Below are 24,879 nucleotides of genomic sequence, written 5' to 3' on the forward strand. Positions count from 1 at the left end.
ATGAAAATGCCATCCATCAATATCGCGTTCAAAGAAAAAGGCATCAGTGCCGTCGAACGCAGCGAACGCGGTATTGTCCTTCTGATTCTGAAAGAAGAGACACTGCCGTCCCAGACGGAAGTGAACCTGTATACGGCAGATGACATTCCCAAAGAACTCTCAGACAGCAACCGTGAGCAGCTGGAACTGACCCTTCGCGGCTACGTGAACAGTCCGAAGAAGGTCATCGCCGAAATCATCAGCAAGGATGCAGAAGATTATACCGATGTCCTCAAGGCCATCGAGAACAAGCGCTTCGATTACCTGGTCATCCCGGACATCGAAGAAAACCACATCGACACCATCGCGACCTGGATCAAGGGGATGCGGACGAATAAGAATAAGCGCATCAAGGCCGTCCTGCCGGACTGCACAGCGGATACGGAAGGAGTCATCAACTTCGTCAATCAAGTCATCCGCACGAAAACGAAGACCTACACGACGGCCCAGTACTGCGGGCGCATCGCGGGTATCATCGCAGGAACGCCGATGACCATTGCCTGTACGTATGCGCCGCTGCCGGAAGTCATTGGCTGCGACGTCTGGACGAAGGAAGAAATGGATACTATGACGGATGCCGGCAAATTGTTCTTCTTCTTTGACGGGGAAAAGGTCAAGCTGGGCCGCGGCATCAACTCCCTGGTCACGACGGTCCAGGGCAAAGGGGTATCGTTCCAGAAAATCAAGCTCGTCGATTTGATGGACATGATGTATGACGATATCCGCACCACAGCCCAGGATCATTACCTTGGCAAGTATGCCAACAGCTATGCCAACCGATGCCTCCTGGTGACGGCTATCCAGGGGTATCTTGACCAGCTGGCCCAGGAGGGCCTGCTGGAGCAGGGGCAGAATACGGCTTATATCGATGTGGAATCCACAAAGATCTGGCTGGAATCCAATGGCAAGTATACGAAAGAGGAACTGGCGGATATGTCGGAAATGGACATCAAGATGGCCAATATCGGCAGCAATGTCTTTATAGCCGTAGATGCTTCGCTCCTGGATGCCATGGAAGATGTCACGATTGCCGTCAATATCTGAGGAGGTGAGGTACAGTGAACAGCATGGAAGCCAAACGGGTGATGAACGGCAAGTATGCCGACCTCTATATCGACGGCGACCTCATGGCCGAAGCCACGGCTTTCAAGGCCGAGGTCACGCTGACCAAGGAAGAAGTGAAGATGCTCCGTCATGTCGGCAAGGGCTACAAGGTCACAGGCTATGACTGCAAAGGGCAGCTGAAGCTCCATAAAGTCTCGAGCTACATGATCAAGAAGATGAACGACAACATCAAAGCGGGCAAGCAGACCGTCGTGACCATCGTATCCGTCCTTGACGATAAGGACGCCATTGGCAGCGAACGCATCGTCATCAAGGATGCGACCTTTGACAGCCTGATCCTGGCCGACTGGGAAGTGGACAAGATGGGCGAGGAAAGCTACAGCTTCACCTTTTCGGATTGGGATCTCTTGGATTTAGCATAAGGAGAACAAGCACATGAATATGGTAGACCGACTGCTGAAAGCAGATATAGTGAACAAGCTGGCCGAACGGCCTGAAAAGAAAGTGAAGATGGAACGGCTCTCGAAGCTGTTCGGATTCGATTTTATCATCACGCTCCGGGCCATCGACCCGGAACGCTACGCCGATATCCAGAAGATGGCCGTGGACTTCACCAACGGCAGCGCCGACAATATCGACATTTATCAGATGCAGACCCAGACGCTCCTGGCGGGGATTGCCGATCCGGACCTCAAGAATAAGGATCTGCTGGAAAAATTCGGGGCCGTACTTCCTGGTGACATCATCCGCAAGCTCTTCCTGGCAGGCGAGATTGCCGACCTTACGGCACAGATTACAGAACTTAACGGCTATACGACCCAGGAAAAGGCGGACAAAGCCGTAAAAAACTGATTCGGACCGATGGCGAGGTGCAGGCGATGTATCTATTGTTCCGGGAGCATCACCTGCTGCCGTCAGCGGTCATGAAACTGGGATACGGCGAACGGCAGGTGCTGTATGCTTTTATCCGCTATGAGATGGAAGAACGCGATAAAAAAGTATCTTCAGCATTATCGGATTAACTGCTGAAAATACGGCTATCTGCCATAAAGTCATAAGGCAGGCTCAAGCCACTTAGATATTTCATAGACGAAGTCGCTTTTTTTCTTGCATTGTGGGTGGCCGACACGTAGTACATGAAAGGTTTGATTGCCCAGAGTGGAAATGGCTTCCTGCCAGGGCATTTTTCTTTTCCCGATGTCTTTAGAACCGTTGTAATGAATATTATAACGGTCAAAAACGTTAGGTATGTAATCGTCATAATACCAAGCTGTATAAAAAATGATATGAGTAGGATGTATTACCTTTAATTCCTGCTGAAGGACTTTTAGGTTTAGGATACAGTTGGATTTTACAAAATCTGAGGTAGTATCCTTTCCTCCGGAATTGTTGCATTTGACAATATTGGTAAATGCGATGTGTTCTATAGAATCGTCACCGAATATTCTCTGAGTGATAGCACGAGTATAGCTCCAATATGGCCAGCTTTTGTTCCACAGAGATTCACGGGTATATTGAAAGGGATTGCGAAAGCCGTCTTCAATCGTGCCGGGATTGTTTCTGGCATTTTTACCGACAAATAGAATTCTCTTGGAAGTTTTATTAAAATCGGAACCTACGCACCAGCAGCCAATCGGTAAGGATAAATGTTCTTTCTTGTGACATTCTTCACAGATTTTGCAAGTACCAAGCTCCATATGGTGATATCGTTCAGCTAATCTTTTTTCTGTTTCATTGAAATAGCGCATTGGAATTCCTCCGTAACGATAGACTTCTTTTATCTTACTATATTTTTAATATCTGTAACAACATTGAGAGGTGAAACAGCATGGCCAATAATGTCATCGATGCCGCCATCCGGCTGCGGGATTTGTTCACGCCGACCGTGCGTAGCGTCAATGCCAGCCTGGGGACCATGAAGACCCAGATGGCGGCGGCGAAACAATCGGTCAGCGGACTGTCGGACAAGCTGACGGAGCATGAGCGCATCCAGAAACGGACGGCGAAGAGCATCGAGCAGACGGGAAGCAAGATTTCCGGCTTATCAGACAAGATGGCCCTGCTGTCAGCCCCCCTCCTGGCAGCCGCAACGGCAGGCTTCAAGCTGCACAGCGACTTTGCCAACGGTATCGCCAAGATTTCGACTTTGGTCGACACGACGGTCGTTTCCATGCAGAAGGTCAGTGATGAGATTCGTGCTGTCAGCGATGAAACGGGCGCAGGTGTCGCTGATCTTTCGGAATCGGTCTACCAGGCCATTTCCGCTGGTGTCGATGCGGCCCATGCCGTGGGCTTTGTCAAAGACATGACAATTGCTGCGAAAGCCGGCTTCACCGACACGACGACTGCCGTTAACGGTGTGACCACGGTCCTCAATGCCTATGGAAAATCGGCAGAAGAAGCCACGGCGGTGACGGACCAGATGCTCCTGGCACAGAACTTCGGCAAGACATCCTTTGGCGAGATGGCCCAGTCCATGGGCAATGTCATTCCCATTGCGGCACAGCTCAATGTCAGTACCCAGGAACTGTTCGGTTCCATCGCCGTCCTGACCAAGAACGGTATCCGGACCAGCGAGGCCATTACCGGACTCAAGGCGGCTTACAGCAACATCCTGAAGCCGTCTGCCGAAGCGGCGAAACTGGCTCAGTCCCTTGGCCTTGAGTTCAATGCGGCTCATCTGCAGAGCGTGGGCTGGGTGAAGTTCCTGGACGAAGTGAAGCGGGCGACAGGCGGCGATGCCGAACAGATGGCCCAGCTCTTTGGCTCTGTCGAGGGCCTGAACAGCATCCTGGTCCTGACGGGCAAGGGAGCCGGGGACTTCGATAAGGTCATGGACCAGATGGCCCAGTCTGCCGGCATGACCCGGGAAGCCTATGAGAAGATGCTGACCCCGTCGGAGCAGATGCAGATTGCCATGAACCAGCTGAAGAATGCCGGCATGGATTTAGCGGTGTCGTTTACGCCGTACTTCAAGGCCATGTCGATGCGCGTCAAGGAACTGGCTGCCTGGTTCCGTGCGCTTACACCGGAACAGAAAACGCTGATTGGCCAGGTGGCTTTTGGCATCGTGACCTTCCAGCTCTTCGGTTCCACCCTGGGGCGGGTGCTGACGGTCGGCGGCAGGGCTTTTGGTACTTTCAACTCTATTGCCACGGGCATTAGCAAAGCCGGCAGTGTCTCGAAGTATCTCTCGACCCAGTTCAAAGGACTCATTCCGGTCTGCCGGGGCATTGCCATCGTGGCCAGGGGCATGGGCAGTACCTTTCTGACTGCCGGACGCATGATGATCACCATCATCCGTGCCGTAGGCGCCGCAGCCATGGCCAATCCCATCATTATCATCATTGCCGCGATTATTGCTGCCTTGTACCTTCTGTGGAGGAACTGGGATACCGTGTCGCATTATATCGAACAGGCTATACAGGCTGTATCGGACGCCGTCGATGCAGGGATGAACTGGATCAGTTCTGCCTGGGACGGAGCCATGAACGGCATCAGCGAGACGGCCTCCAGTATCTGGGAAAGCATCAAGGACACCTTTCGCAGCGGTGTGAACTGGGTCATCGACCAGGTGAACGGCCTGATTTCCAGCATCAACAGCCTGTCTATCGACATTCCGTCCCTGACGGGAGGGGCGCCGACCCATGTGGGATTTGATATCCCAAGTATCAGCCACTTTGAAAGCGGTGTCGAGAACTTTCGTGGCGGCTTTGCCGTCATCAATGAAGACCGCCGGGGCGAGTTGGTACACCTGCCCAACGGCAGTACGGTCATACCTCATGATGAAAGCATCCGTCAGGCCATGAACGCCGGCAGCGGCGGCATCACCATCTGCATTGATACGATGAACGTTCGCAGCGAGCAGGACATCGACGCCGTCGCTGAAAAACTCGTCGAAAAAATGAGACTGTACGGCATGAACCGCATGAAAGGAGCGACCCTCTGATGAGTTCTTTCTTAGCATCCCTGTTGAACGCCATCGGCCAGGCTGCATCTTCCCTCACAATTTCTCTCTCTTCTGAATCGGCAGCGGTGGTCTTTCCCGTCCTGCCTTCGGAGCTGATGGTATCTGTCAATACGAATCATGGCACGGTGAACATCAATAACTTCGGCGACTACCTCATGATGGGAAAGACGGGACTCAGGACACTGACCCTTTCCGGATTTTTCCCAGCACAGGATTATCCCTTTGCCATGATGGGCCTTGCGCCTTATACATACATCGCCCAACTGGAAACGATGCGTACCGGTGACAGCGTCTGTCAGCTGACGGTGTCGGATACGCCGCTTTCCATGCCCTGCCTGATTTCGTCCTTCAAGTTTGGTGAAAAGGACGGCAGCGGCGATGTCTATTACGAGCTGGGCCTGACAGAGTACCGCTACGTCACAGCACCGGAGACGGGAAAGACCGATGCTGCGACAGGGCTGAAGAAGCGGCCGGAATCGTTCTGGTCGAAGATGAAGAAGAACATCACCTATTATCCCGGTGACAGTATCGGGAACGTCATCGGCCGGGCCGTGGGGAAATCGGTGACGCTCAACAATGAGCAGTTCTCGAAGTTCCAGATCTATCGCAGCATCGTCCGTAACGGCGGTCTTTCGCCCGGGGATATCATCCGCCTGACGACGATGAACCTCAAAAGGAATGATGAAAATGTTCCAGTTGCAAAGAATCAATAAGAAAACCAATACCGAGGATGCTCAGACGGAAGGCCAGAAAAAGCCCGAGAACGCAGACCTTACGGGCTGGCTGATTTGTGCAACTTGGTCCGGGGACGTCGAACAGGCCGGACGCAGGCTGGAATTCGATCTGGCCTATACGACGCGGGATAAATCTTGGCAGAATCCGGAACTGGAACTGGGGGACGAGGTGCTGTTTATCCACATTGACGATAAGACGCAGCAGACTGTCCACCTGTTCCAGGGACGTATTTTTGGCCGCAGCCGGGAGAGCGGCTCTTCCGTGATGCATTTTACAGCCTTTGACAATATCGTCTATCTGGCCAAGTCCCGCATAACCAAGAAGTACACGAACGTCACAGTGGCCGACGCCATCCGCCAGACCATCAATGACTTTTCTATTCCGGCCGGGACTATTCCCGACCTGTCCGTCACCTGCAATTTCATTGCCGATGATATCTCGGCTACGGAGGCTATCAAGCAGGCATTATCCTATCAGTCTGCACAGGATGGCAAGGGATACCATATCTACATGACCGAAGGGAAGCTCAACGTGGTCTGCATGAATGACCAGGTGGTGGAGGACTTCCTGATCAGCGATGTGACGAATCTGACGGGCGCGTCTGTTTCTGAATCGGTGGAAGACATGGTATCGAAAGTGGTCGTCGTTGACAGTACGGGACAGACGAAGGGGGAGCTGCCCAATACTACAGACATCCAGAAATTTGGTCTCATCCAGGCCATTTGCAAGGCCGACCCTAAGCAGGACGATGCCTCGCAGGCAAGGGCCATGCTGAAGACCGTCGCCCATGACATGTCCATCCGGGCCATCGGTCATATCCAGTGCATCGCTGGGCTTTCTGTCTCAGTCCAGGAAGAACAGCTCAAGGGCCAGTTCTTCATCAAGTCGGACAGCCATAAAATCGAAGGCAACAAGCACCTGATGGAGCTGCATCTGGTATTCAACAAACTGCTGGATGAGCAGAAACAGGAACTGGACAGTACATCGTACAATGCCAACCCAGACTATGTGCCGCCAGCGGAAACGGAATCGACATCTTCTGTTCCTGCAGGTGGCGCTATCGCTGGCAGCAGTGTGGTCGATGCGTGCATGGCCAATTTCGAGGGTACCGTTTCTCCCTATGGCTCAGAAGGCTGTGTCGACCGGGCGACCATCGCTGCAGCGGGCTATTCCCCTTTTGCAGCGCAGGAATATAACAATGGCGTGAAAGGCTGCGACCAGCTGCGCGCCGATGCCGAAGCGCAGGGTATGGCTATCCCTTATGACCCGTCGCAGCTCGAAAAGGGCGACATCATCATGTACAACCGCTACAGCAAGCCGGACCCGAACTGGCATGTCGTCGTCTATGACGGAAGCGGCGGCTGCTGGGGCAACAGCTCCAATGTCTATGGCTGTTTTCATCACTACGAAGGCAGCATCGATATGGGGAGCGACTATTATCCGGCGACCATCATCAAGACATCGAGGGGGTGACAGGAGATGCAGAAAAATCCGTATATCAGCCTGCTGAATCTGATGGAGCAGGTCAGCCGCAGCAGCAATAGCCCGGACATTCAAATCGGGCAGATCCTTGCTTCGCCGCCAGAGATTAAAGTCCGTTACAACGGCATCATCCTGACGAAAGAGGAGCTGTGGATTTCCCATTATCTCCTGGCAGGTTATGGCCGCACGGCTAAAGGCCATCTGGTATCGGCGACACAGAACCGTGCCGGCGGCAGCGGCGATGCGGCTTACCAGTCCCATAATCATGATATCGATAATGCCTACACCGATTCCGTCATCTATACGGATACGCTGAAGCCCGGCATGTACGTGGCCATCATGCCCATGCTCATCAACGACCGGATTCAGCAGTACATTATTTTGGATGAGATTGTGAGGATTGATGGCCATGGCTGATCCTTTTGTAGCAATGAACAGCATCCAGGCAGCGAACCGGAATGAGTCGCTGCCTCTTTTCGTAGAATACGGCTATGACTTTGATAAGCAGTGCTTCCGCTACGATGAAAAAGGCCAGAACCTGATGGTGACAGAAAATGAAGCCCTCAAGGTCTGGATTTATAAGGCAATCCTCACCGAGCGGTATCGCTACTTGGCCTATGATGACAGCTATGGCATTACCATCGAGCCGTATCAGGGGAGAGCGCCAAACAGCCAGTATACGGCAGACAGGATTTGCCAGAATATCCGTGAGGGATTGATGGTGAATCCGTACATTGCCCGCATTAACCATATCGAGGTGGAGAAGCGGGAACGGGATGATTTGGCCATTACGGTTGACGTCACTTCCATTTACAGTGACGAATCATTGACCGTGACGGCAGGAAGGAGCGAGGCATGAGCAATTTATTTGATGCACAAACCAAAGATGTGATTGAGAGCCGCATGGCCCAAACCCTGCACACCATTACGGAAAAAGAGCAAAGTACCATGGAAGGCACCTTTGCCCGCGACCTGATCGACGCCAATGCCGTGGAATTTGAGAGCAGCTATGCCGAGATGGCCATGTTGCGCGACGCGGCCTTTGCCGAAACGTCCTGGGGCGACTACCTGACGCTGCGGGCAGCGGAATTTGGCGTCGATCGCAAGAAAGCCGTCAAGGCCAAAGGAGAAGTTACGGTGACGGGGATGGCAGGAGCCTACATCATTCGCAGCAGTCTCTTCCAGACAAAAGACGGCCAGCGATTTTATACCCTGGAGTCGGCCACCATTCCTGCCGATGCCGCTGAGGTTACGATTCCCGTGGAAGCTGCCGATGCCGGGGCGAGTGGCAATGTGGCCGAAGGAACGATTACAGAAATCCCCTATTCCATCCCGAATATCTCGGCAGTCGTTAACCATAAGAAATGCACCGATGGGGCGGATGAAGAAACGGATGACGCACTCCTTGCCCGGCTCCTGTTCCGGGTGCGCCAGCCTATCACCTCGGGCAATGCCAATCATTATCGTGACTGGGCCATGTCTGTCGATGGCGTCGGGAACTGCAAAGTCATCCCGCTCTGGCAGGGCAATGGCACGGTGAAGGTCATCATCGTCACGGCAGAGAATGAATCGGCATCGGCTGAACTGATCCAGGAGGTCTATGACTACATCGAAAGCCAGCGGCCTATCGGTGCGACCGTGACCGTCGTTTCGCCGGCGCCATTATCCATTGATTTGACGGCAGATGTCTATGGCACAGCCAGCCCCGATGCCGTAAAGGCAGCCATGACAGCCTATCTCAAGCAGACGGGCTTCACGCTTTCTTATGTCAGCCTGGCCCAGATGGGGAAACTCCTCCTTTCCATCAGTGGCATTACGGATTATAAGGATTTGAAGCTTAATGGAAAAGCGGCCAACGTGGAACTGACGAACGAGCAGATCCCCGTGGCAGGGAAGGTGGTGCTGAACCTTGTCAGCCAATGACTGGATGCGGCAGAGCCGGATGGATATCCTGAAGTATTTGCCGAATTTCTTATCCAAAGACCCGATGTTCCACTGCGCGGCAGAAACCTGCAATGAGGAACATGACCGTCTGCGCCTGGCTCTGCAGGATCTGGCGGACAACTTCTTCGTGAACACCGCCACCTGGGCGCTGCCGCTTTATGAATCGTTCCTGGGCATCAAGCCCAGTGACGGAGATAGTGACGAATTCCGCAGGCAGCGGATTTTCTTCAAGCTGCAGCACGTGGATGTGTCTACAAAAGATTTCATGAACTCCATCATCAATCTCTACAGTGTCGGCCATATCGAGGAAGTCAATGAGGAATACTACTTCAAGGTGTACTGCATCATGAACGGCAAAGATACCACGACCTTGCAGAAGCTCATCACGCAGCTCAACATCTACAAGCCGGCCCATCTGGGATACGCCATCTACCTGGGTTATTCCTGGAATGGCAAGATTCACTGGAACGGGGAAGCTACCTTCTCGACGGCGACCATCGTATCCAAGAAAGGAGTGATGACAAATGGATGATTACAGCAAAGAGAAATGGTCTGCCGACTTCCCGGACCGTGCCGGACAGGAAGTCCGGCCCACAGAAGCTGTGGAGAATACGCTGGATTATGATGTGCTTTTCCCACAGTATCTTTCGGAAGACCCGGTTGTATTCAACCAGCAGAACAAGACTGTGTCCCAGCTGGTCAGCAATGATGCCCGGCTCTATGAGCGGATTTCCGCTACGGCAGCTGACATCAATGCCCATCTGACGGACGCCAATGCCCACGCGACTGGCATCAGCGGCAATGCGGCCAGTGCGTCGAAGCTGCAGACGGGGCGGAAGATTCACCGGGTTGTCTTTGATGGCACGAAGGATATTACACTGCCAGATTTCAGCGGCTGCGGCGAAAAGACGGCAGGCCAGAGCGGTATGGTCCCGTCACCTTCTGCTGGGAAGCTGAATACCGTCCTGCACAGCAACGGCAGCTGGGGCAAGGTCACCTACGCCGATATGGACGAGGAAGCCGTGGCCAAGATCCAGGCATGCCCGTTCCCTGTCAATGCCATCTACATTTCTACGGACGGGAAGAATCCCGCGACATACTGGCCCGGGACGACCTGGGTGGCCTTTGCCATGGGACGTTGCCTGATCGGGGCCGGAGCAGCAGACAGCGGAACCATGTACAAGGCCGGGGACAAGCTGGGTGAGGAGAAGCACAACCTTACGATTCCAGAAACTCCGGCTCATGGCCATACAGTCGGAGACAGCGGAAATCATCGTCACTGGTCCTGCGGGTCATTGCCGCGCAACTTCCAGTGGGATGCCTGTGAAGGCAATGATGCACCTGTTGCCGTAGGTTATGGCGACGGTTGCTGGCATGGGAATCAGGTGGACGGGCATACCTCCTGGGATGGGAATCATTCCCACAGCCTTTCCCGGACGGGTGGTGGCCAGCCGCACAACAACATGCAGCCGTCCATCGTCGTGTACATGTTCCAGCGGACAGGCTAGGAGGTGAGGAATATGGCTGAATGGTTACAGATGGCCGCATCCTTGGTATCGGTCCTGATGCTCTGCGGCGTCATCTTTAATTTCAGCGTCATCAAGCCGCTGAATGAATCGGTGCGGAGCCTCCGGGACTGTATCGCAGAACTTCGCCGCCAGCTGTCGGATACGGAAGCCAAGCGGCAGAAGATGGCGGAACGGCTGTCCCGGGTGGAAGCCCTGGCAGAACATGCCCACCGCAGGCTGGATGCCATGGAACAGCGGCAGCCGGAACAGGGGGGATGGAAATGAGCTTCTCCGTGGTGCAGAACCGGATCCGCCTGGTGAGGGGCGATTCGGCAGAAATCCGCCTGGTCATCTGCGACCGGGTGACGGGGGAACCTTTCATCCCTGGAAAGCGCGATGAGTTGACGTTCACGCTGAAGCGCAGTCTCCCCGATGAAAGACCTGTCCTGACCAAGACACTGGAACAGGGCATCCGGCAGGAAGGGGCGGAGTGCTTCCTGGTTTTCTGGCCGGACGATACGCGGAGCCTTCCCTGCGGCCGCTATATCTATGATGTAGAGCTGGTGCGGGAGAACGGATACACCGATACCCTTATCCCGCCCCGCCCTTTTTTCCTGGAAAGGGGTGTGACGGACGATGGCGCATAAGGAAAACAGCCTCATCGGCATCCTTTCCATGCCCCAGGCCCCGTCCGGGGACTATCAGGAAAAATGCATCATCCCATCCGATGAGGAACAGGTCGTCACCGCTGACAGCGGTCATGCGGCCCTTTCCCGGGTGACGGTAGCTGCCATCCCGTCGAACTATGGCAGAATCAGCTTTAATGGCTATGAGTTGAAAGTCGAGTAAAGGAGCAATCAACATGGCGAAAAATGTAAAAATCAATTCGGTCGTGTATGCGGAAGTGCCGCAGGTTTCCATTCCTCTGGCTGAAGGACAGGGGACGGCTGTCTTTTATGATACGACCGGGGCCACGGCGGCATCGGGGGATATCCTGACGGGAAAATCCGCTTTTATCGGGAATGGCTTCGTCGCGGGTTCCATGCCCAATAACGGAGCCGTCAGCGGCAGTATCAGCAAGGCCGATGGCACGTATGCCATCCCGGCCGGGTTCCATAACGGCAAAGGGGCAGTCCGCATCAGCAGCGAGGAACAGGCCAAACTGGTCAGCGGGAATATCAAGGCTGGCGTGACCATCCTCGGCGTGTCCGGCAAATCCAGTGTCGTCGATACGGGCGATGCCACAGCGGCAGCCGGCACTATCATCAGCGGCAAGACGGCCTACGTCAATGGCACCAAAGTGACCGGGAGCCTGACAACCGTGACCGTATCCCAGGACAGTCTGACCAAGGTGCTGACCATCGAGTAAAGGGGTGATGACATGAAGGTAGATGTGAAAATGGCCGGGAACAGCTACAGTGGGGTACCGTCCGTCCTGATTCCGCTGAAAAGCGGCGGGAAGGCCCGTTTCTGCGAAGTGTCGGATACGACGGCGAAAGCCTCCGATGTGGCCCAGGGCAAGACCTTCTATGATGCAGACGGGAACTATACGGAAGGAACCCGTACGGGAAGCGGCGGCACAGCGGCAGAAGCGGCACCATACAGAGTCACCATCCAACAGGTGCCGCATCAGACTATCGAGGTAACTTTTACGCCACAAGTTACGGGAAACCTGACGGGATTCAAGAAGTCGGGAAGCCAGTCTGCCGAACTCACGAGCGAGGCCAATCTGGCCCTTTCCTATGCCTTTGATGCAGAAGTCATAGCCGACTCTGGCTGGATTAAAGGCAATCCAACCATTTCTGGGGCTTTGAAGAACGGCCTGATTTGCGGGGACGTAGTTATCAGTGCCACAGAGGCAATAGAAGATGCATCCGGACTCAGGATGCCCGTCGGATATATTCCCCTTTATTTATCCGATGGCTGCTTGTACATGGACAAGGACTTGCAGGGAAAATTCAATAATAAATCCTTGGTCAAAGATGGCGCTAAACTGTTCATCGTTGATATTACAAAAAATACAACGAGCATGAACGGTATGTTCAATCCATCTAAGGTAAGTTTTGCTGAAGGAACCCTGGCGGAATCTGTCATTGATTTCAGCAATGTGGAAAAAGGGGCGATTACTGATCTGGGAGTGGCCTTTGCTGGAAATCAGAAGCTGGAATCCCTGGATTTGAGCGGCTTTGGCAATGTGACAGCCATGTACAGCATGTGCGCCTTTTGTTCGAGCTTGAAATGTGTCTATATCGATACATTATCCAACAGCAAGAATAAAACTATCAATACCTATCACATGTTTGCTCCCTGCAGCAGCTTAGAATATCTCATCATTGATAATGTGAATGTGGATTTTGTCATGCAGGATGCCGCCGATGCAGACAAAGGGGTGCCCGCATCGGCAAAAATCCTGGTTCCCAGAGCTGCTTTGGATGCATATAAGGCAGACAGCCACTGGAAATCAGCAGCTGACCGCATCCTGCCCATGGAGGATTTCAATATCGTCCGCAAGGATGGCAGGGTGACCGTCACACCGAAGGCGGTGTAAGGCATGTTTGAGAAAGTGAATATCCCCGACTGTATCGTCATCATCGGGCTGGTCACAGCACTGATCCTGGCGATTTTTTATGCCTTGAACGAGCTGGCCATGTCTATTGCGTCAGGGCTTCTCGGTTACATCGGCGGTACTGTGAAGTCCGCCGTTCATCAGAAAGGAGAAGAAAAACCATGAAAGTATTCCTGAATCCCGGTCATGCGCCGGGCGGCCATCCCGACCCGGGAGCTGTCAATAGTGAAAGCGGTCTGCGTGAGTGCGATGTCGCTTTGGCAGTCGGTCAATCTGCGGAAAGTTACCTGAATGCGGCAGGAGTAGCAACAGAACTGCTCCAGTCTGACAGCCTGGAGGAAATCTGCGAAGCCGCCAATGCCAGTGATGCCGACATCTTCGTGTCCATCCACTGCAATGCCGCCGAAGCCGAAGAAGCCAACGGCACGGAAACCTGGGCCTGTGCCGGCAGTTACCGTGGCAGCATGCTGGCGAGTTGCATCCAGAACCAGATTGTCGATGCCCTGGATACGACAGACCGGGGCGTGAAGATTGCCACGCCCGGCGTCAACGGCCTGTATGTCCTCACGAACACGGACATGCCCGCTGTCCTGGTCGAACTGGCCTTCATCACCAATCCTAGTGATGAAGAAATCCTGGCCAATGCCCAGGATGCCCTGGCCAGAGCCGTGGCCAGGGGCGTGACAGATTATGAACAGCTGATTTTAGGAGGTGAATGACCATGAACCGTGAAGAAATCAGAAAAGCTGTCGCCGATGCCGTCGTATCCTTTGCCAGGAGCGAAGCCGAAGCAGCCATCAAGTCCATCGACCTGGATGACGTCCAGAAGATGGTGGAAGCCCAGATGAAGAACCTCACAGACCCGCTGGAAGCGGAAATCCAGACCACTACCAGCTGGTGGGTGAAGATTCGGAACAGGCTGTATATCACCCTGATGCAGCAGGCGGTCAAAGCTATCGTGGCTGATGTAAAACAGAAGATTGCATGAGAAAAGCCGGTATGGAGCATCGGGGAGATGTTCCATACCGGCTTTTTGTGTTATACTAAAGTCATATTATAAGAATCATTAGATAGGAGATTAGCATATGCTCGATAGAAAGTATTTAAGAGATGTCTTATTACCGGAAAACTTAACAAAAGAAAGCATTTTTTTAGCAATGAAAGATACTCAGAATTTTTTTAAGACAATAAATAGTAAGACCGGAATAAAATTATCCCAACTAATACAAAAAAATAATTTTAGTGGCGTAGTTTCAAATCTATTTACTCATTACATGGGTGAACATAGTCTTTACAAGCCATATAGTGACCAAGAATATCCAGATTTAATGTACGCAGAAAAAAATATAGGACTTGAAGTGAAGGCATGTATTAATTATAAAAAAGGTGGAGAAAGCCACAATGGACATACAGGATGGCATATTATAGTTTGCTATACAATCCTGGACGATGGGAACATTGAATTTATACAGGCTTTGATTGCAAATATTAATGGATATGAAATGGGAGAGGGTATTTCAGATTGGGTGTATTGCAAGAGTAAAAGAAATAGTAATAATAGTCAGCGTACCGAAACTTATGTTACTAATTCAATTGGAACTAATAAATTACGCGATGGAGCTGTCTACATAAATACTGACATAATTCAATATAGTAAGCAACTAAAAAGTGCACGTAATAAACTTAAAGACATTTTGCCGATACCCCCGTACTCACCCTTCTTCGAATAATAACTTTTCGCTTTGTGGATAAAGTTGAGATAATTTAGGTACAGCATTCTTAGCCATTTGATAGAAGTCTTTGTCTTGCTCGACGCCTATGCTATTAAAGCCAAGTGCTTCCGCTGCCGCGATAGTGGAGCCCCCACCGCAGAATGGATCTAATATGATCCCTTCTTGCAAAGGTAAAGCAGCCGATACAAGAATCCTCATAAAATCTTGCGGTTTTAAACTAGGATGATTTGAAATTTTACGTTCACATTGGGGAGTCTTTCCACTTTCAATCAAATCACAAAATGGCGTATCAATTGATTTTCGATGTAAAGCGCCAGCCTTCCACCGTTTTAAGTTTTTTGCAACAGTCCTTTCGGAAAGCGGTTTCCTGTAAAGCCCCCACGGTTCCCAACAACCACGAGGAATAACTGTTGTCATAGAAAACTCTTTTTCTGCGCCTTTGGGGCGATCTCCACCTCGAAAAGTTTTTACGACTCTGACAATCTCTCCGCGTCGTTCTAAACCAGCATCTCGTAAAGCCCGACTAACTATGTCAGATAATAAAGGTGTAGATGCAATAAAAATATGTCCACCAGGAACGAGAACCTTAAAGGCAAGCCTGCCCCAATCAATAAAAAAATTATATACATTGTCTCTTTCCAATGGACTGTCATTGATAACAGAAAATCTTGGCAATGGACTTCTTTTTCGGCCATCAAAGGCTGGAGGAATTCGCCATATACCTCCAGATGCATTTCTCTTTTTTTTCAACTCTTCTTCCGTGTATTCTTTTACACCGTATGGCGGGTCTGTAACTATTGCAGTAATAGAATTTTCTTCTCGATTCTTCATCCAATCGAAACAATTATCATTGATTAATTTATAAGTCATTTTTACCATCCTGTTCCATTCGTTTAATTTTTTCGTATATGGCCATATTGATAAAATGATTCAGGCTAGATTTAATATCTAGCCTTTTTATTTTTTCTTTTGTTCCTTTTGGAAGTATGATAGATACTCTATCATACTTTTCCTTATTATGGATTAATAGATAATTTTTTCTTTTTTGCGTATTTTTGTAACGATTATATGACATAGTATAATCTCCCTTTCTGAGGTAGGTTTATTATAGTCATCATATGACTATAATGTCAAGCTTTAGATAAAACTGAAAAGACTATATCTAAAAATAGATAAGTCCTGTTGAATCTTCTTTTGAAGTACTTAACGATAGCTGTTCTGTCCTATTACTCCTGAAAGCTAAATTTTCAGGAGGTGTCCATCATGACGGACGAACAGAAACAACAGATCATTGCCATGCGCCGGGATGGGGCAGGATATGGCAGGATAGCGGCGCGGCTCCAGATTTCCATCAATACAGTGAAGTCGTTCTGCCGGCGGCACAGCCTGGCGGCGAAGTCGGCAGCCTCAGTTTGCGAGCAGTGCGGAAAGCCGATTGAGCAGAATACGGGACGGAAGCGGAAACGGTTCTGCTGCGATGCCTGCCGGAATAAGTGGTGGAACGCACATCTGGAGCTGGTGAAGCGGAAGGCAGTCTACAACTATACCTGTCCGGCTTGCGGGAAGAAATTCACTGTCTACGGCAACAGCCATCGGAAGTTCTGCTCCCACGCATGCTATATTGCATACCGGTTCGGAGGTGTCCGCCATGGATAAGAGGTCGTTTCAAAATGAAACAGCCTTCCAGATGGCGATGTATCTGGCAAGGCGGATGCTGGCCGAAAAGCTCATCACCGGGAAGGAGTACCGGGACTTCGAGCAGGAGATGCTTCGCCGCTATCAGCCTTTTTCCGGGGACTTATACACTTGATAATTGTATCAAACAGAGTGATATATAGTGTCGAAAGGAGCTGATTCTATGCGGACTATCCGTAAGATTGAACGACGCATACCAAATTTGAAGCAGCGAAAGAAAGTCGCAGCCTATGCCCGCGTATCCATGGAATCGGAGCGGATGCACCATTCCCTTTCGGCGCAGGTCAGTTATTACAGCAGCCTCATCCAGAAGAACCCGGACTGGGAATACGCCGGGGTCTATGCCGACTATGGCATCTCTGGGACGGGGATGAAGAAGAGGCAGGAATTCCTGCGGATGCTGGAAGATGCCGAAGCCGGGAAGATAGACATCATCCTGACCAAGTCCATCCAGCGCTTCGCACGCAACACCGTAGACCTTCTGCGTACCGTCCGGCATTTGAAAGAGCTAGGCGTCGAAGTCTGGTTTGAAAAAGAGAATATCCATACCATGAGCGGGGACGGCGAGCTGATGATGACCATCCTGGCCTCCTTCGCCCAGGAAGAGAGCCGTTCCATCAGCGAAAATGTCAGATGGAGAGTGAAGAAACGATTTGAGCAGGGGAATCCTAACGGGCGGTTCCGTGTTTACGGGTATCGTTGGGAAGGGGATACCCTGGTGATAGTCCCCAAGGAAGCGGCTGTTGTCAGACGCATCTTCCAGAATTTCCTGGATGGCAAGTCACGTCTTGAAACCGAACGGGAATTTGCTGCCGAAGGCATCACGACCCGGAATGGCCGCCGCTGGATGGATTCCAACATCAGGGTTGTCCTGACCAATGTTACCTATACCGGCAATATGCTTTTCCAGAAGGAATATGTGACGGATCCAATCCTCAAGAAGCGGAAGAAGAACCGGGGAGAACTTCCTAGGTATTATGTTGAAAATACGCATGAGCCTATCATCGACAAGGAAACCTTTGATTACGTGCAGCAGGAGATGGCGCGGCGAAAGGAACTGGGGGCGCTGGCCAATAAGTCCTTGAATACGACCTGCTTCACGGGGAAAATCAAATGCGGCATCTGCGGTCGGAGTTATATGCACAATCGCCGCACAGACCGGGGCTTTGAAGAATTCTGGGATTGTGGCTCCCATAAGCTGAAAGGCCGGAATTGCGGCGCAAAAGGAAGTATCCCGCATGCAGTCCTTGTAAAGGAGAGTACAGAAGTCCTAGGCCTGGATGATTTCGATGAGCAGGCCTTCCTTGACCAGGTCGAAAAGATAGTAGTGCCAGAATACCACGTGATGGTTTTCTGTATGAAAAACGGACAGAAGCTTATCCGGCACTGGGTATCAACGGCGAAAAAGGATTGCTGGACCGATGAGTATAAGGATCGCCAGAGGGCATGGATGAAAAACTACATGGCCAATGGCAAGGGAACACGGTTCTCCGCCTTTACGACACGTGTCCGGTGCGCCTTGTGCGGATCCTCTTTCCGGCGGTGCAAAACGAAGCATGACAGGCCTGTTTATTGGCGATGCAGCAAAGGCGGCAAATGTGAATCGGTCAGCATCCGGGAAGATGACCTGAAGCGTGTGGCCGCAGAGGCCATGGGGTTAGAGAACTTTGATGAGGATAGATTCCGGGAGAAAGTGGAATCTATCGAAGCCGGAAAGCCAGACTGCCTGACTGTCCATTTCAAAAGTGGGAGAACAAAAGAGATTTCTTATACGCCTACGCCGTCCAAGCGACGTTCCAAGGCACGGAGAAAGGAGAGCAGAGAAAAGTGGCAAAGACAGTAAGGGCCATCCCGGCCACCATCAGCCGTTATACGGCGGCTCCGATTAACAGCCGGAAGAAGCGGAGAGTAGCGGGCTATGCCAGGGTTTCCACGGACCATGATGACCAGATCAGCAGCTATGAAGCACAGGTCGATTATTATACGAACTATATCAGGGAACGGGATGACTGGGAATTTGTCGGCATCTACACCGATGAAGGCATCTCGGCTACCAACACGCGTCACCGCGATGGCTTCAAGCGGATGGTCAGGGATGCCATGGATGGGAAAATCGACCTCATCGTCACAAAATCAGTCAGCCGCTTCGCCAGAAATACCGTAGACAGCCTGACAACGGTACGCAAGCTCAAGGACAAGGGCATCGAGATATATTTCGAGAAGGAAAATATCTGGACGCTCGATGCCAAGGGCGAACTCCTCATCACCATCATGAGTTCCCTGGCGCAGGAAGAAAGCAGGAGCATCTCGGAAAACGTCACCTGGGGCCATCGGAAGCGATTCGCTGACGGGAAGGTGTGTGTGCCGTTCGGCCATTTCCTTGGCTATGACCGGGGACCGGACGGGAATCTGGTCGTCAACCGGGAACAGGCCAAGACGGTGAAACTGATTTACCGCTTGTTCCTGGACGGGTATACCTTCCACTCCATTGCCAGGGAGCTGACTTCCAGAGGGCTGGAAACTCCGGCAAGAAAGAAACGCTGGTATCCGGGGACGGTAGAGAGCATCCTGACAAATGAGAAATACAAGGGCGATGCCCTGCTGCAGAAGCGGTTCACCGTCAACTTCCTGACCAAAGAAACGAAAGCGAATGAAGGGGAAGTGCCGCAGTACTATGTGGAAAATAACCACGAAGCCATCATCAGCCCGCAGGTCTTCGACTGGGTACAGGAAGAAATCAAGCGGCGGCGTGAAGGCAGGGGACGTTACAGCGGCGTATCCATCTTCTCCAGCAAAATCAAGTGCGGCCAGTGCGGAGGCTGGTACGGGGCCAAGGTCTGGCATTCGACCGACAAGTACCGCAGAACCATCTACCGATGCAACGATAAGTTCAAGAGCCATTGCAAGACACCACATCTGACAGAGGATGATATCAAGGAAGCCTTCGTCCGGGCCGTCAATCAGCTCATCGAAAACAAAGCGGACGTACTTGACAGCATCACACTGCTGAAGGAACGGCTCACTGACACAGAAGACTTGGAAGAGGAGCGGGACAGGATAAGCACAGATTTGAACCTGCTGGCCGACAAGATACAGCAGCTCATAGCCGAGAACGCCAGGGTCGCGCAGAACCAGGATGATTATGACCGGAACTACAACGAACTGGTCAGTCGGTATGAAGCAGCGAAGACGCAGTACGACAAGACCTGTGAAGCCATCCAGTATCGCAAGGCCCGGAGCCGTCAGATGGACAGCTTCATCAAGGAGCTTAGGAATCAGGATCTCATTAAGGAGTTCGATGCCCGGCTGTGGGGCAGCCTGGTGGATTTCATCACAGTGTACAGCAAAGACGATATCCGGGTGACCTTCAAGGACGGGACGGAAATCAGAGCATAAGCAGGAAAAAAGGATTTGGGTTTGCGATTGGGCGGATAAATCACGGCAATATCATTCCGCGCCCCATAATCGCCTGAACCGCTCTTGTCGATAACTTTCCAACCTTGCGGAGTTTCTGCCTTGATAAGCGTGTCGGTTATGGAATTGTCGCTCATCCAATCAATCAGCAGTTTTTTCTTGTCGTCGCTCAAAATATCGCCGAATATATAGACTTGCAAATTTTTTACCATCTGTCTCGGCGTGCTAGTATCACGATTATCTTTTGGATTGAAAAGATTAAGTTCAGGTTCATTTCGCGCAGGTTTGGTAGTTTTGTCGCCAATATTTTTAAGTGCCACCTTGAAATTGAATTTATAATTTCCCTGCAAATATCTCTGCATCAATAGTGATTTCTTTTGTTTTTTTTAAATCTATTCCATCTTTATTTACACAAAACAGTAGTGGAGTCATATCCGCAAAGGTTTTTATTTCCTCGGATGTCATTGTATACGTTGCTGAAACTTTCTTGTGATAAACAACGGAATACTTCTTTTGGAAATAATCTACGACAGCCGCATTAGAATATTGATTGCTTTTCAATTGTTCTTTTGCCGTCTCTCGAAGCTCCTTAAGATGAGCATTTCCCGGAATTACCTTAATTACATAACCGCCTTCTTTCAAAACTCTGTTAAATTCGGAATAGTTAGCAGGAGTAAAAATATCTAATATGCAATCTATCCTTTTGTCTTTTATGGGCATTTCTTCCAAATTTCCCACAAACCATTTGATAGAATTACTGAAATCACTTTTTGCTGCAAGCTGAACAGCATCTTTAGAAATATCAAATGCAATAATTTCTTTATCACCTGATACTTCTTTTATCTGCTTTGAATAATATCCTTCACCGCAGCCAATATCAAGTATTGTATCAATGCTGCTAAAGCTTTTTATAAGCTGCACCACTTCATTCAGGATATGTGAATAATAGCCTTTTTCTAAAACCTCCCGCCTAATTTGAAAAGTCTCTCTGCTATAATGTTTTGAAGATTTTGTTCCTACAGCAAAGTTCACATAACCCGTTTTTGAAATATCGAAACAATGATGATTAGAACAAAATAAACTTTTTTGTTTCAATTTTAAATCTGTTTTACATATAGGACATTGAAAAACTTTTTCACTGTCACTAAATCTAAGTATTTTATTCATTATTCCCTCCGTTATTATATTACTTGCCCAATAAGCGAGCTATGCAATACGGATTCACCGCAACATAACCCGCGGTGTTATCTTAATCTCAAAGGTGCAGTTGATTATTGCGTATTGTCAATCTCTCTCAAACCGGGTAGTAAAAATACGGCAAGCGCAACGATGATAATGCCAATTCCGCAAATGACAAACCATTTCTCAACTCCCAGCCGCTCCGCCAGAGGCCCGGAAATGACAAGGCCAAACGGCATGGCGAGGGAAGCGGCGCTTGTCAGTAGAGAAAAAACTCTCCCCAGATATTCTGGTTTGACCGTTTCTTGAAAAATCGCATTTTGCACACCGTAAAATGGAGCGGAAATTCCCATAACAGTACAGCACACAACAAAGACAAGAAATGCGTCTGGCGGCAAAAGCCCGGAGAGCATATTGCTAACGCCCATCAGGAGAACGGAAAGACCGATGGTGTACCGCCGTTTCTTAAAACCGCCCCAAATGCTCAGAATGACTCCGCCAAGCAGCATACCAACCGCAAAAGCAATTTCAGCGGCAGAGGCATGGGCCGGTGTTCCTTTGAAGTATGACATACAGATGAGAGGAAAAAGCGTACTGATTGGCATATAAAAGAACATATAAATTACACCAATCCAGAGCAGAGCAAAGAGGCCCCTGTTTTGCTTTAATACCACATACCCCTCTTTCATATCCTGTAAAAACTGTTGTCTTTTCGTTTCTGGACATAGTTCAGGCGTTGGTATGGACGAAATCGCAACAGTCACACAGGCAAGGATTGCACCCACAATATCTAACAATATAATTGCATTAAGAGGCCAAACAGCATATAAAAACGCTGCGGCAGCTGGACTGATAATCGCACTTACTGCTTGCATGGTCTGCGTGTAACCAGCGCATTTTGTAAGTTCCTCTTTTGGCACAATCATAGGTGTTGCTGCGCTGAATGCTGGAGAATGAAAAGCAGTTCCCGCACTTCGGATTAACAGGACAACCATAATAGACCATACGGGCAATTCCATGTAAAACGCCACCAGCGCCAGAATACCGCCAGCGGCGGCAATTATCAAATCCGCACCAATCATTACGCTTTTACGGCTGTGCCGGTCAACAAAAGCACCTGCAAACGGGCCTAAACAGGCTTGCGGCAAAAATCCAATCAGTGTTGCCGCCGTCAATATGATTGCAGAATTAGTTTTCGCAACCAAATAAAAGATAATGGCCATTTGCAAAATACCGCTGCTAATAAAGGATATTGCTTGTCCGGCAAGAAGTGTAAAATAAGTTTTTCTCCATGAATTGTTGTTTTGGGTCATAATGCGAACCTCCTTTTTTATTGCATTGTTCCTTTGTTTCTGCAATAAAAAGCAGGCGTTGTCCCACAGAGAGGGCAGACGCCTGCATAACAACAAAGCACGAAAAAACACCACGATACAGTTCAAAGACTGCTCGTGTCAAACCTACGTGTTCCTTTGCATACGCACGCAAAAAAAGCCCACCATCATGTGGAAAGGTACTTCTACTTTTTATTGCTTATTAGCGTACACAAATTAACACACGTAAGCCTCCTTCCAATCTCAAACTGTCGCACAGTATAACACACATCCGATAGACTTGTCAACCATTTTTAACCTTGTTTTCCATCTTGTTTTTCCATCTCTTACGGGCAGTAGCAAAGCCAGGCGAGCCAGTCAACGGTCAAGATGAACGGCGCTTTCAGCGCCGCCGTTGACAGTCTCGCCCGTCTTTGCTAATGGGTAATCAAGGCGGGAAAGCCATTTTAGGGCTTTCCCGCCCATTTCAATTTTGGGAGAAGAAAGGCCCCAAAATGAACGAGTGCGGCCAAACACTTTTAGGGATTGGCCACCTTGTCCACCCATCCAGCGGGGCGGCGGGGAACGGTCAAGGCCGGGCGTCAGCCCATTCATTTCAGCCTTGACGGTTTCCTGCCGTCCTGCTACTTTTCCCGGAGTGTGGCCACACATCTGGTCACGGTGTCCAGAGCTTTGGGACTTTTTGTCCCATAGGCCGGGGGCGGAGGACGAGGGACGGGGGCTTTCATAATACGCCCTGTCTGCTGCTGAAATCAGCCCTTTGTTTCCGGCTTACCAGCCCCAAACAAAGCCCTGCTTTCCTGCCGCGTCAAATGCCCTTGCCCTCCCCGGCGGCAACGGTATTTTCAGGGCAACGCCGACAGAGCGTATAACACACTACACTTTGCTCCGCAAAGTCGTGTGCCAAATGGGGCGCTGCCCCCTTTGGAAACCCCCGCAACAAACAGGTGCTATGCACCCAGCCGGGAGCATAGCGCCGTTTGTTGTCAGCAGCCCGTTTCACGGTCTGCGTGTAGTTCCTTGTAAACTGACCTAAATGTTTGGCGAAATATTTTTGCGTGATGGCCCTCTCTGCCCATCGGCAATACCGATGCTATCAAGCCCCTTTAAAATACTAAATTATCAAAAATTCGTTTTGCCGCCTCCGCAATCATAGCGTCGTCAGATTTTGCATTTTTTTCCGTGCGGCGCGACATTATCGCCATGACAATGGGTTTGCGATTGGGCGGATAAATCACGGCAATATCATTCCGCGCCCCATAATCGCCTGAACCGCTCTTGTCGATAACTTTCCAACCTTGCGGAGTTTCTGCCTTGATAAGCGTGTCGGTTATGGAATTGTCGCTCATCCAATCAATCAGCAGTTTTTTCTTGTCGTCGCTCAAAATATCGCCGAATATATAGACTTGCAAATTTTTTACCATCTGTCTCGGCGTGCTAGTATCACGATTATCTTTTGGATTGAAAAGATTAAGTTCAGGTTCATTTCGCGCAGGTTTGGTAGTTTTGTCGCCAATATTTTTAAGTGCCACCTTGAAATTTTCCACGCCGCCGATCTCCTGCAAAATTAAATTTGCCGCCGTGTTGTCACTCCACCTGAGCGATGCCGAACAAATTTCCGCCAGCGTCATGCCATCAGCAACATGGTCTTTGGTGATTGGCGCGTAGGACAAAATATCTTCCGCCGAAAACTTACGAATTTCATTCAAATCGGAGGTATTTTTTTGTCTTAGCAATTCTGCAGCCGTAAAAACTTTGTGTGTCGAGCAGTAGGAAAAACGCGTATCAGGTTTGTAGCAAATTTTTTTTCCATTCTCCATGTCAACGGCGTAAACACCAATCACGGCGTTATATTTATTTTCCAGATCAGCAAGATTTAATTTCTGCCGCGCTTGACAATCCTGAAGGCAGAAAACCATCAAGCCACAGATTATCAAAAACAAAAAACAAAATTTCTTCATAATAACCTCCTACTATCTGTTGAACGACCCGCCAAATTCAACGGGTCGTATTGGCTCAATAGAGCGTGATCATCAGCAATTAGCACTCTTATTGCCATTACTAATACATCACTTCATACAATCAAAGATGCAGTCACTTGCACTTGTCAACAAAAATTGGACACAAAACTAAAAAAATCAGGCATAAAAAACGAATCGATGTACAAGATTCATCAACTTTTCTGACATCCTTCAAGCTTGTTAGACAAACCATGCCA

30 protein-coding genes and 1 pseudogene are annotated in these 24,879 nt (G+C 50.2%); 24 read left to right on the plus strand and 7 right to left on the minus strand.

Going from position 1 to position 24,879, the window contains the following annotated elements; genetic code table 11:
• From RVY80_RS05415 to RVY80_RS05425, 3 genes are read left to right on the plus strand one after another with little or no spacing between them, the layout of a single operon-like run.
• Positions 1–1,083, plus strand: a complete 1,083-nt coding sequence (locus RVY80_RS05415; RefSeq protein ID WP_127007602.1) for a phage tail sheath subtilisin-like domain-containing protein — start codon at positions 1–3, stop codon at positions 1,081–1,083.
• Between the two features lie 23 nt (positions 1,084–1,106).
• Complete coding sequence (locus RVY80_RS05420) at positions 1,107–1,526, plus strand: phage tail tube protein (RefSeq protein WP_014128573.1); 420 nt, start codon at positions 1,107–1,109, stop codon at positions 1,524–1,526.
• 13 nt (positions 1,527–1,539) lie between these two features.
• Positions 1,540–1,956, plus strand: coding sequence for a phage tail assembly chaperone (locus tag RVY80_RS05425; protein ID WP_075581378.1), 417 nt, complete (start codon positions 1,540–1,542; stop codon positions 1,954–1,956).
• A 200-nt stretch (positions 1,957–2,156) separates the two neighbouring features.
• Here the strand turns inward: RVY80_RS05425 and RVY80_RS05430 are convergent, their stop codons facing one another.
• A complete protein-coding gene (locus tag RVY80_RS05430; protein WP_127007600.1) occupies positions 2,157–2,852 on the minus strand; it encodes a hypothetical protein in 696 nt (231 codons plus the stop codon).
• 80 nt (positions 2,853–2,932) lie between these two features.
• Here RVY80_RS05430 and RVY80_RS05435 point away from each other — a divergent pair, with 80 nt between their 5' ends.
• From RVY80_RS05435 to RVY80_RS05515, 17 genes are all read left to right on the plus strand, one after another.
• Positions 2,933–5,053, plus strand: coding sequence for a phage tail tape measure protein (locus tag RVY80_RS05435; protein WP_317329876.1), 2,121 nt, complete (start codon positions 2,933–2,935; stop codon positions 5,051–5,053).
• Positions 5,053–5,787 (plus strand): hypothetical protein, encoded by a 735-nt coding sequence (locus RVY80_RS05440; RefSeq protein WP_021840505.1) that lies wholly within the window; start codon positions 5,053–5,055, stop codon positions 5,785–5,787. Before RVY80_RS05435 ends, RVY80_RS05440 begins: the two co-directional genes overlap by 1 nt.
• On the plus strand, positions 5,753–7,282 hold the full coding sequence (locus RVY80_RS05445; protein ID WP_127007596.1) for an XkdQ/YqbQ family protein: 1,530 nt from the start codon (positions 5,753–5,755) through the stop codon (positions 7,280–7,282). Before RVY80_RS05440 ends, RVY80_RS05445 begins: the two co-directional genes overlap by 35 nt.
• A 6-nt stretch (positions 7,283–7,288) precedes the next feature.
• Positions 7,289–7,708: a DUF2577 domain-containing protein gene (locus RVY80_RS05450; RefSeq protein WP_014128566.1), complete on the plus strand. Its 420-nt coding sequence runs from the start codon at positions 7,289–7,291 to the stop codon at positions 7,706–7,708.
• On the plus strand, positions 7,695–8,150 hold the full coding sequence (locus RVY80_RS05455; protein ID WP_225723667.1) for a DUF2634 domain-containing protein: 456 nt from the start codon (positions 7,695–7,697) through the stop codon (positions 8,148–8,150). Before RVY80_RS05450 ends, RVY80_RS05455 begins: the two co-directional genes overlap by 14 nt.
• Positions 8,147–9,214 (plus strand): baseplate J/gp47 family protein, encoded by a 1,068-nt coding sequence (locus tag RVY80_RS05460; protein ID WP_075581372.1) that lies wholly within the window; start codon positions 8,147–8,149, stop codon positions 9,212–9,214. Before RVY80_RS05455 ends, RVY80_RS05460 begins: the two co-directional genes overlap by 4 nt.
• Positions 9,201–9,767, plus strand: a complete 567-nt coding sequence (locus RVY80_RS05465; protein WP_226974272.1) for a putative phage tail protein — start codon at positions 9,201–9,203, stop codon at positions 9,765–9,767. Before RVY80_RS05460 ends, RVY80_RS05465 begins: the two co-directional genes overlap by 14 nt.
• Positions 9,760–10,743, plus strand: coding sequence for a phage baseplate protein (locus tag RVY80_RS05470; RefSeq protein ID WP_127007594.1), 984 nt, complete (start codon positions 9,760–9,762; stop codon positions 10,741–10,743). The genes RVY80_RS05465 and RVY80_RS05470 overlap by 8 nt, the downstream gene beginning before the upstream one ends.
• A 12-nt stretch (positions 10,744–10,755) precedes the next feature.
• Complete coding sequence (locus tag RVY80_RS05475; protein ID WP_225723669.1) at positions 10,756–11,028, plus strand: hypothetical protein; 273 nt, start codon at positions 10,756–10,758, stop codon at positions 11,026–11,028.
• The gene (locus RVY80_RS05480; RefSeq protein ID WP_164726696.1) at positions 11,025–11,390 is read left to right on the plus strand and encodes a hypothetical protein; all 366 of its coding nucleotides are present in this window, start codon (positions 11,025–11,027) and stop codon (positions 11,388–11,390) included. The genes RVY80_RS05475 and RVY80_RS05480 overlap by 4 nt, the downstream gene beginning before the upstream one ends.
• Complete coding sequence (locus tag RVY80_RS05485; RefSeq protein ID WP_127007590.1) at positions 11,380–11,592, plus strand: hypothetical protein; 213 nt, start codon at positions 11,380–11,382, stop codon at positions 11,590–11,592. Before RVY80_RS05480 ends, RVY80_RS05485 begins: the two co-directional genes overlap by 11 nt.
• Before the next feature lie 13 nt (positions 11,593–11,605).
• The gene (locus RVY80_RS05490) at positions 11,606–12,112 is read left to right on the plus strand and encodes a hypothetical protein (RefSeq protein ID WP_127007588.1); all 507 of its coding nucleotides are present in this window, start codon (positions 11,606–11,608) and stop codon (positions 12,110–12,112) included.
• A gap of 12 nt (positions 12,113–12,124) precedes the next feature.
• Complete coding sequence (locus RVY80_RS05495) at positions 12,125–13,291, plus strand: leucine-rich repeat domain-containing protein (protein ID WP_127007586.1); 1,167 nt, start codon at positions 12,125–12,127, stop codon at positions 13,289–13,291.
• Positions 13,292–13,294: 3 nt separating this feature from the next.
• Complete coding sequence (locus RVY80_RS05500; protein ID WP_075581366.1) at positions 13,295–13,474, plus strand: hypothetical protein; 180 nt, start codon at positions 13,295–13,297, stop codon at positions 13,472–13,474.
• On the plus strand, positions 13,471–14,028 hold the full coding sequence (locus tag RVY80_RS05505; protein ID WP_127007584.1) for an N-acetylmuramoyl-L-alanine amidase family protein: 558 nt from the start codon (positions 13,471–13,473) through the stop codon (positions 14,026–14,028). Before RVY80_RS05500 ends, RVY80_RS05505 begins: the two co-directional genes overlap by 4 nt.
• Positions 14,029–14,030: 2 nt before the next feature.
• Complete coding sequence (locus tag RVY80_RS05510; protein ID WP_225723670.1) at positions 14,031–14,297, plus strand: hypothetical protein; 267 nt, start codon at positions 14,031–14,033, stop codon at positions 14,295–14,297.
• 97 nt (positions 14,298–14,394) lie between these two features.
• On the plus strand, positions 14,395–15,039 hold the full coding sequence (locus RVY80_RS05515; protein ID WP_127007580.1) for a hypothetical protein: 645 nt from the start codon (positions 14,395–14,397) through the stop codon (positions 15,037–15,039).
• Here the strand turns inward: RVY80_RS05515 and RVY80_RS05520 are convergent.
• Both RVY80_RS05520 and RVY80_RS05525 read right to left on the minus strand, forming a co-directional pair.
• Positions 15,022–15,912 (minus strand): DNA-methyltransferase, encoded by an 891-nt coding sequence (locus tag RVY80_RS05520; protein ID WP_127007578.1) that lies wholly within the window; start codon positions 15,910–15,912, stop codon positions 15,022–15,024. The two genes, RVY80_RS05515 and RVY80_RS05520, sit on opposite strands and share 18 nt — an antisense overlap.
• Entirely contained in the window at positions 15,902–16,117 is a 216-nt protein-coding gene (locus tag RVY80_RS05525; RefSeq protein WP_127007576.1) for a hypothetical protein, read from the minus strand. Before RVY80_RS05525 ends, RVY80_RS05520 begins: the two co-directional genes overlap by 11 nt.
• A 188-nt stretch (positions 16,118–16,305) precedes the next feature.
• Between RVY80_RS05525 and RVY80_RS05530 the strand changes: the two genes are divergently transcribed.
• From RVY80_RS05530 to RVY80_RS05545, 4 genes are read left to right on the plus strand one after another with little or no spacing between them, the layout of a single operon-like run.
• Entirely contained in the window at positions 16,306–16,698 is a 393-nt protein-coding gene (locus RVY80_RS05530; protein ID WP_009146350.1) for a hypothetical protein, read from the plus strand.
• Complete coding sequence (locus tag RVY80_RS05535) at positions 16,691–16,852, plus strand: SHOCT domain-containing protein (RefSeq protein WP_009146349.1); 162 nt, start codon at positions 16,691–16,693, stop codon at positions 16,850–16,852. The genes RVY80_RS05530 and RVY80_RS05535 overlap by 8 nt, the downstream gene beginning before the upstream one ends.
• 48 nt (positions 16,853–16,900) lie before the next feature.
• Positions 16,901–18,580 carry a recombinase family protein gene (locus tag RVY80_RS05540; protein ID WP_317329877.1) on the plus strand — a complete coding sequence of 560 codons (1,680 nt, stop codon included), beginning with the start codon at positions 16,901–16,903 and terminating at the stop codon, positions 18,578–18,580.
• On the plus strand, positions 18,565–20,133 hold the full coding sequence (locus RVY80_RS05545; RefSeq protein ID WP_014128548.1) for a recombinase family protein: 1,569 nt from the start codon (positions 18,565–18,567) through the stop codon (positions 20,131–20,133). Before RVY80_RS05540 ends, RVY80_RS05545 begins: the two co-directional genes overlap by 16 nt.
• 17 nt (positions 20,134–20,150) lie before the next feature.
• Here the strand turns inward: RVY80_RS05545 and RVY80_RS05550 are convergent.
• The 4 genes and pseudogenes from RVY80_RS05550 to RVY80_RS05565 form a co-directional block, all read right to left on the minus strand.
• A pseudogene (locus RVY80_RS05550) lies at positions 20,151–20,480 on the minus strand (serine hydrolase); the annotation flags it as partial.
• 4 nt (positions 20,481–20,484) lie between these two features.
• Entirely contained in the window at positions 20,485–21,318 is an 834-nt protein-coding gene (locus tag RVY80_RS05555; RefSeq protein WP_002592690.1) for a methyltransferase domain-containing protein, read from the minus strand.
• Positions 21,319–21,422: 104 nt separating this feature from the next.
• Entirely contained in the window at positions 21,423–22,643 is a 1,221-nt protein-coding gene (locus RVY80_RS05560; protein WP_002584949.1) for an MFS transporter, read from the minus strand.
• A 1,124-nt stretch (positions 22,644–23,767) separates the two neighbouring features.
• The gene (locus tag RVY80_RS05565; protein WP_006555379.1) at positions 23,768–24,622 is read right to left on the minus strand and encodes an extended-spectrum class A beta-lactamase ACI-1; all 855 of its coding nucleotides are present in this window, start codon (positions 24,620–24,622) and stop codon (positions 23,768–23,770) included.
• Positions 24,623–24,879 lie beyond the last annotated feature (257 nt).

Origin of the sequence: Veillonella absiana (assembly GCF_032970865.1) — a bacterium.
GTDB lineage: Bacteria > Bacillota > Negativicutes > Veillonellales > Veillonellaceae > Veillonella > Veillonella absiana.

Bases quoted from the DNA above. Each gene is read 5' to 3' on its own strand.
- RVY80_RS05525 (WP_127007576.1), bottom strand. From the start codon at position 16,117: ATGTCATATAATCGTTACAAAAATACGCAAAAAAGAAAAAATTATCTA.
- RVY80_RS05470 (WP_127007594.1), top strand. From the start codon at position 9,760: ATGGATGATTACAGCAAAGAGAAATGGTCTGCCGACTTCCCGGACCGT.
- RVY80_RS05475 (WP_225723669.1), top strand. From the start codon at position 10,756: ATGGCTGAATGGTTACAGATGGCCGCATCCTTGGTATCGGTCCTGATG.
- RVY80_RS05510 (WP_225723670.1), top strand. From the start codon at position 14,031: ATGAACCGTGAAGAAATCAGAAAAGCTGTCGCCGATGCCGTCGTATCC.
- RVY80_RS05540 (WP_317329877.1), top strand. From the start codon at position 16,901: ATGCGGACTATCCGTAAGATTGAACGACGCATACCAAATTTGAAGCAG.
- RVY80_RS05560 (WP_002584949.1), bottom strand. From the start codon at position 22,643: ATGACCCAAAACAACAATTCATGGAGAAAAACTTATTTTACACTTCTT.
- RVY80_RS05555 (WP_002592690.1), bottom strand. From the start codon at position 21,318: ATGAATAAAATACTTAGATTTAGTGACAGTGAAAAAGTTTTTCAATGT.
- RVY80_RS05420 (WP_014128573.1), top strand. From the start codon at position 1,107: ATGGAAGCCAAACGGGTGATGAACGGCAAGTATGCCGACCTCTATATC.
- RVY80_RS05535 (WP_009146349.1), top strand. From the start codon at position 16,691: ATGGATAAGAGGTCGTTTCAAAATGAAACAGCCTTCCAGATGGCGATG.
- RVY80_RS05480 (WP_164726696.1), top strand. From the start codon at position 11,025: ATGAGCTTCTCCGTGGTGCAGAACCGGATCCGCCTGGTGAGGGGCGAT.
- RVY80_RS05565 (WP_006555379.1), bottom strand. From the start codon at position 24,622: ATGAAGAAATTTTGTTTTTTGTTTTTGATAATCTGTGGCTTGATGGTT.
- RVY80_RS05520 (WP_127007578.1), bottom strand. From the start codon at position 15,912: ATGACTTATAAATTAATCAATGATAATTGTTTCGATTGGATGAAGAAT.
- RVY80_RS05500 (WP_075581366.1), top strand. From the start codon at position 13,295: ATGTTTGAGAAAGTGAATATCCCCGACTGTATCGTCATCATCGGGCTG.
- RVY80_RS05425 (WP_075581378.1), top strand. From the start codon at position 1,540: ATGAATATGGTAGACCGACTGCTGAAAGCAGATATAGTGAACAAGCTG.
- RVY80_RS05415 (WP_127007602.1), top strand. From the start codon at position 1: ATGAAAATGCCATCCATCAATATCGCGTTCAAAGAAAAAGGCATCAGT.
- RVY80_RS05430 (WP_127007600.1), bottom strand. From the start codon at position 2,852: ATGCGCTATTTCAATGAAACAGAAAAAAGATTAGCTGAACGATATCAC.
- RVY80_RS05450 (WP_014128566.1), top strand. From the start codon at position 7,289: ATGCAGAAAAATCCGTATATCAGCCTGCTGAATCTGATGGAGCAGGTC.
- RVY80_RS05455 (WP_225723667.1), top strand. From the start codon at position 7,695: ATGGCCATGGCTGATCCTTTTGTAGCAATGAACAGCATCCAGGCAGCG.
- RVY80_RS05485 (WP_127007590.1), top strand. From the start codon at position 11,380: ATGGCGCATAAGGAAAACAGCCTCATCGGCATCCTTTCCATGCCCCAG.
- RVY80_RS05460 (WP_075581372.1), top strand. From the start codon at position 8,147: ATGAGCAATTTATTTGATGCACAAACCAAAGATGTGATTGAGAGCCGC.
- RVY80_RS05530 (WP_009146350.1), top strand. From the start codon at position 16,306: ATGACGGACGAACAGAAACAACAGATCATTGCCATGCGCCGGGATGGG.
- RVY80_RS05495 (WP_127007586.1), top strand. From the start codon at position 12,125: ATGAAGGTAGATGTGAAAATGGCCGGGAACAGCTACAGTGGGGTACCG.
- RVY80_RS05515 (WP_127007580.1), top strand. From the start codon at position 14,395: ATGCTCGATAGAAAGTATTTAAGAGATGTCTTATTACCGGAAAACTTA.
- RVY80_RS05435 (WP_317329876.1), top strand. From the start codon at position 2,933: ATGGCCAATAATGTCATCGATGCCGCCATCCGGCTGCGGGATTTGTTC.
- RVY80_RS05445 (WP_127007596.1), top strand. From the start codon at position 5,753: ATGATGAAAATGTTCCAGTTGCAAAGAATCAATAAGAAAACCAATACC.
- RVY80_RS05490 (WP_127007588.1), top strand. From the start codon at position 11,606: ATGGCGAAAAATGTAAAAATCAATTCGGTCGTGTATGCGGAAGTGCCG.
- RVY80_RS05440 (WP_021840505.1), top strand. From the start codon at position 5,053: ATGAGTTCTTTCTTAGCATCCCTGTTGAACGCCATCGGCCAGGCTGCA.
- RVY80_RS05505 (WP_127007584.1), top strand. From the start codon at position 13,471: ATGAAAGTATTCCTGAATCCCGGTCATGCGCCGGGCGGCCATCCCGAC.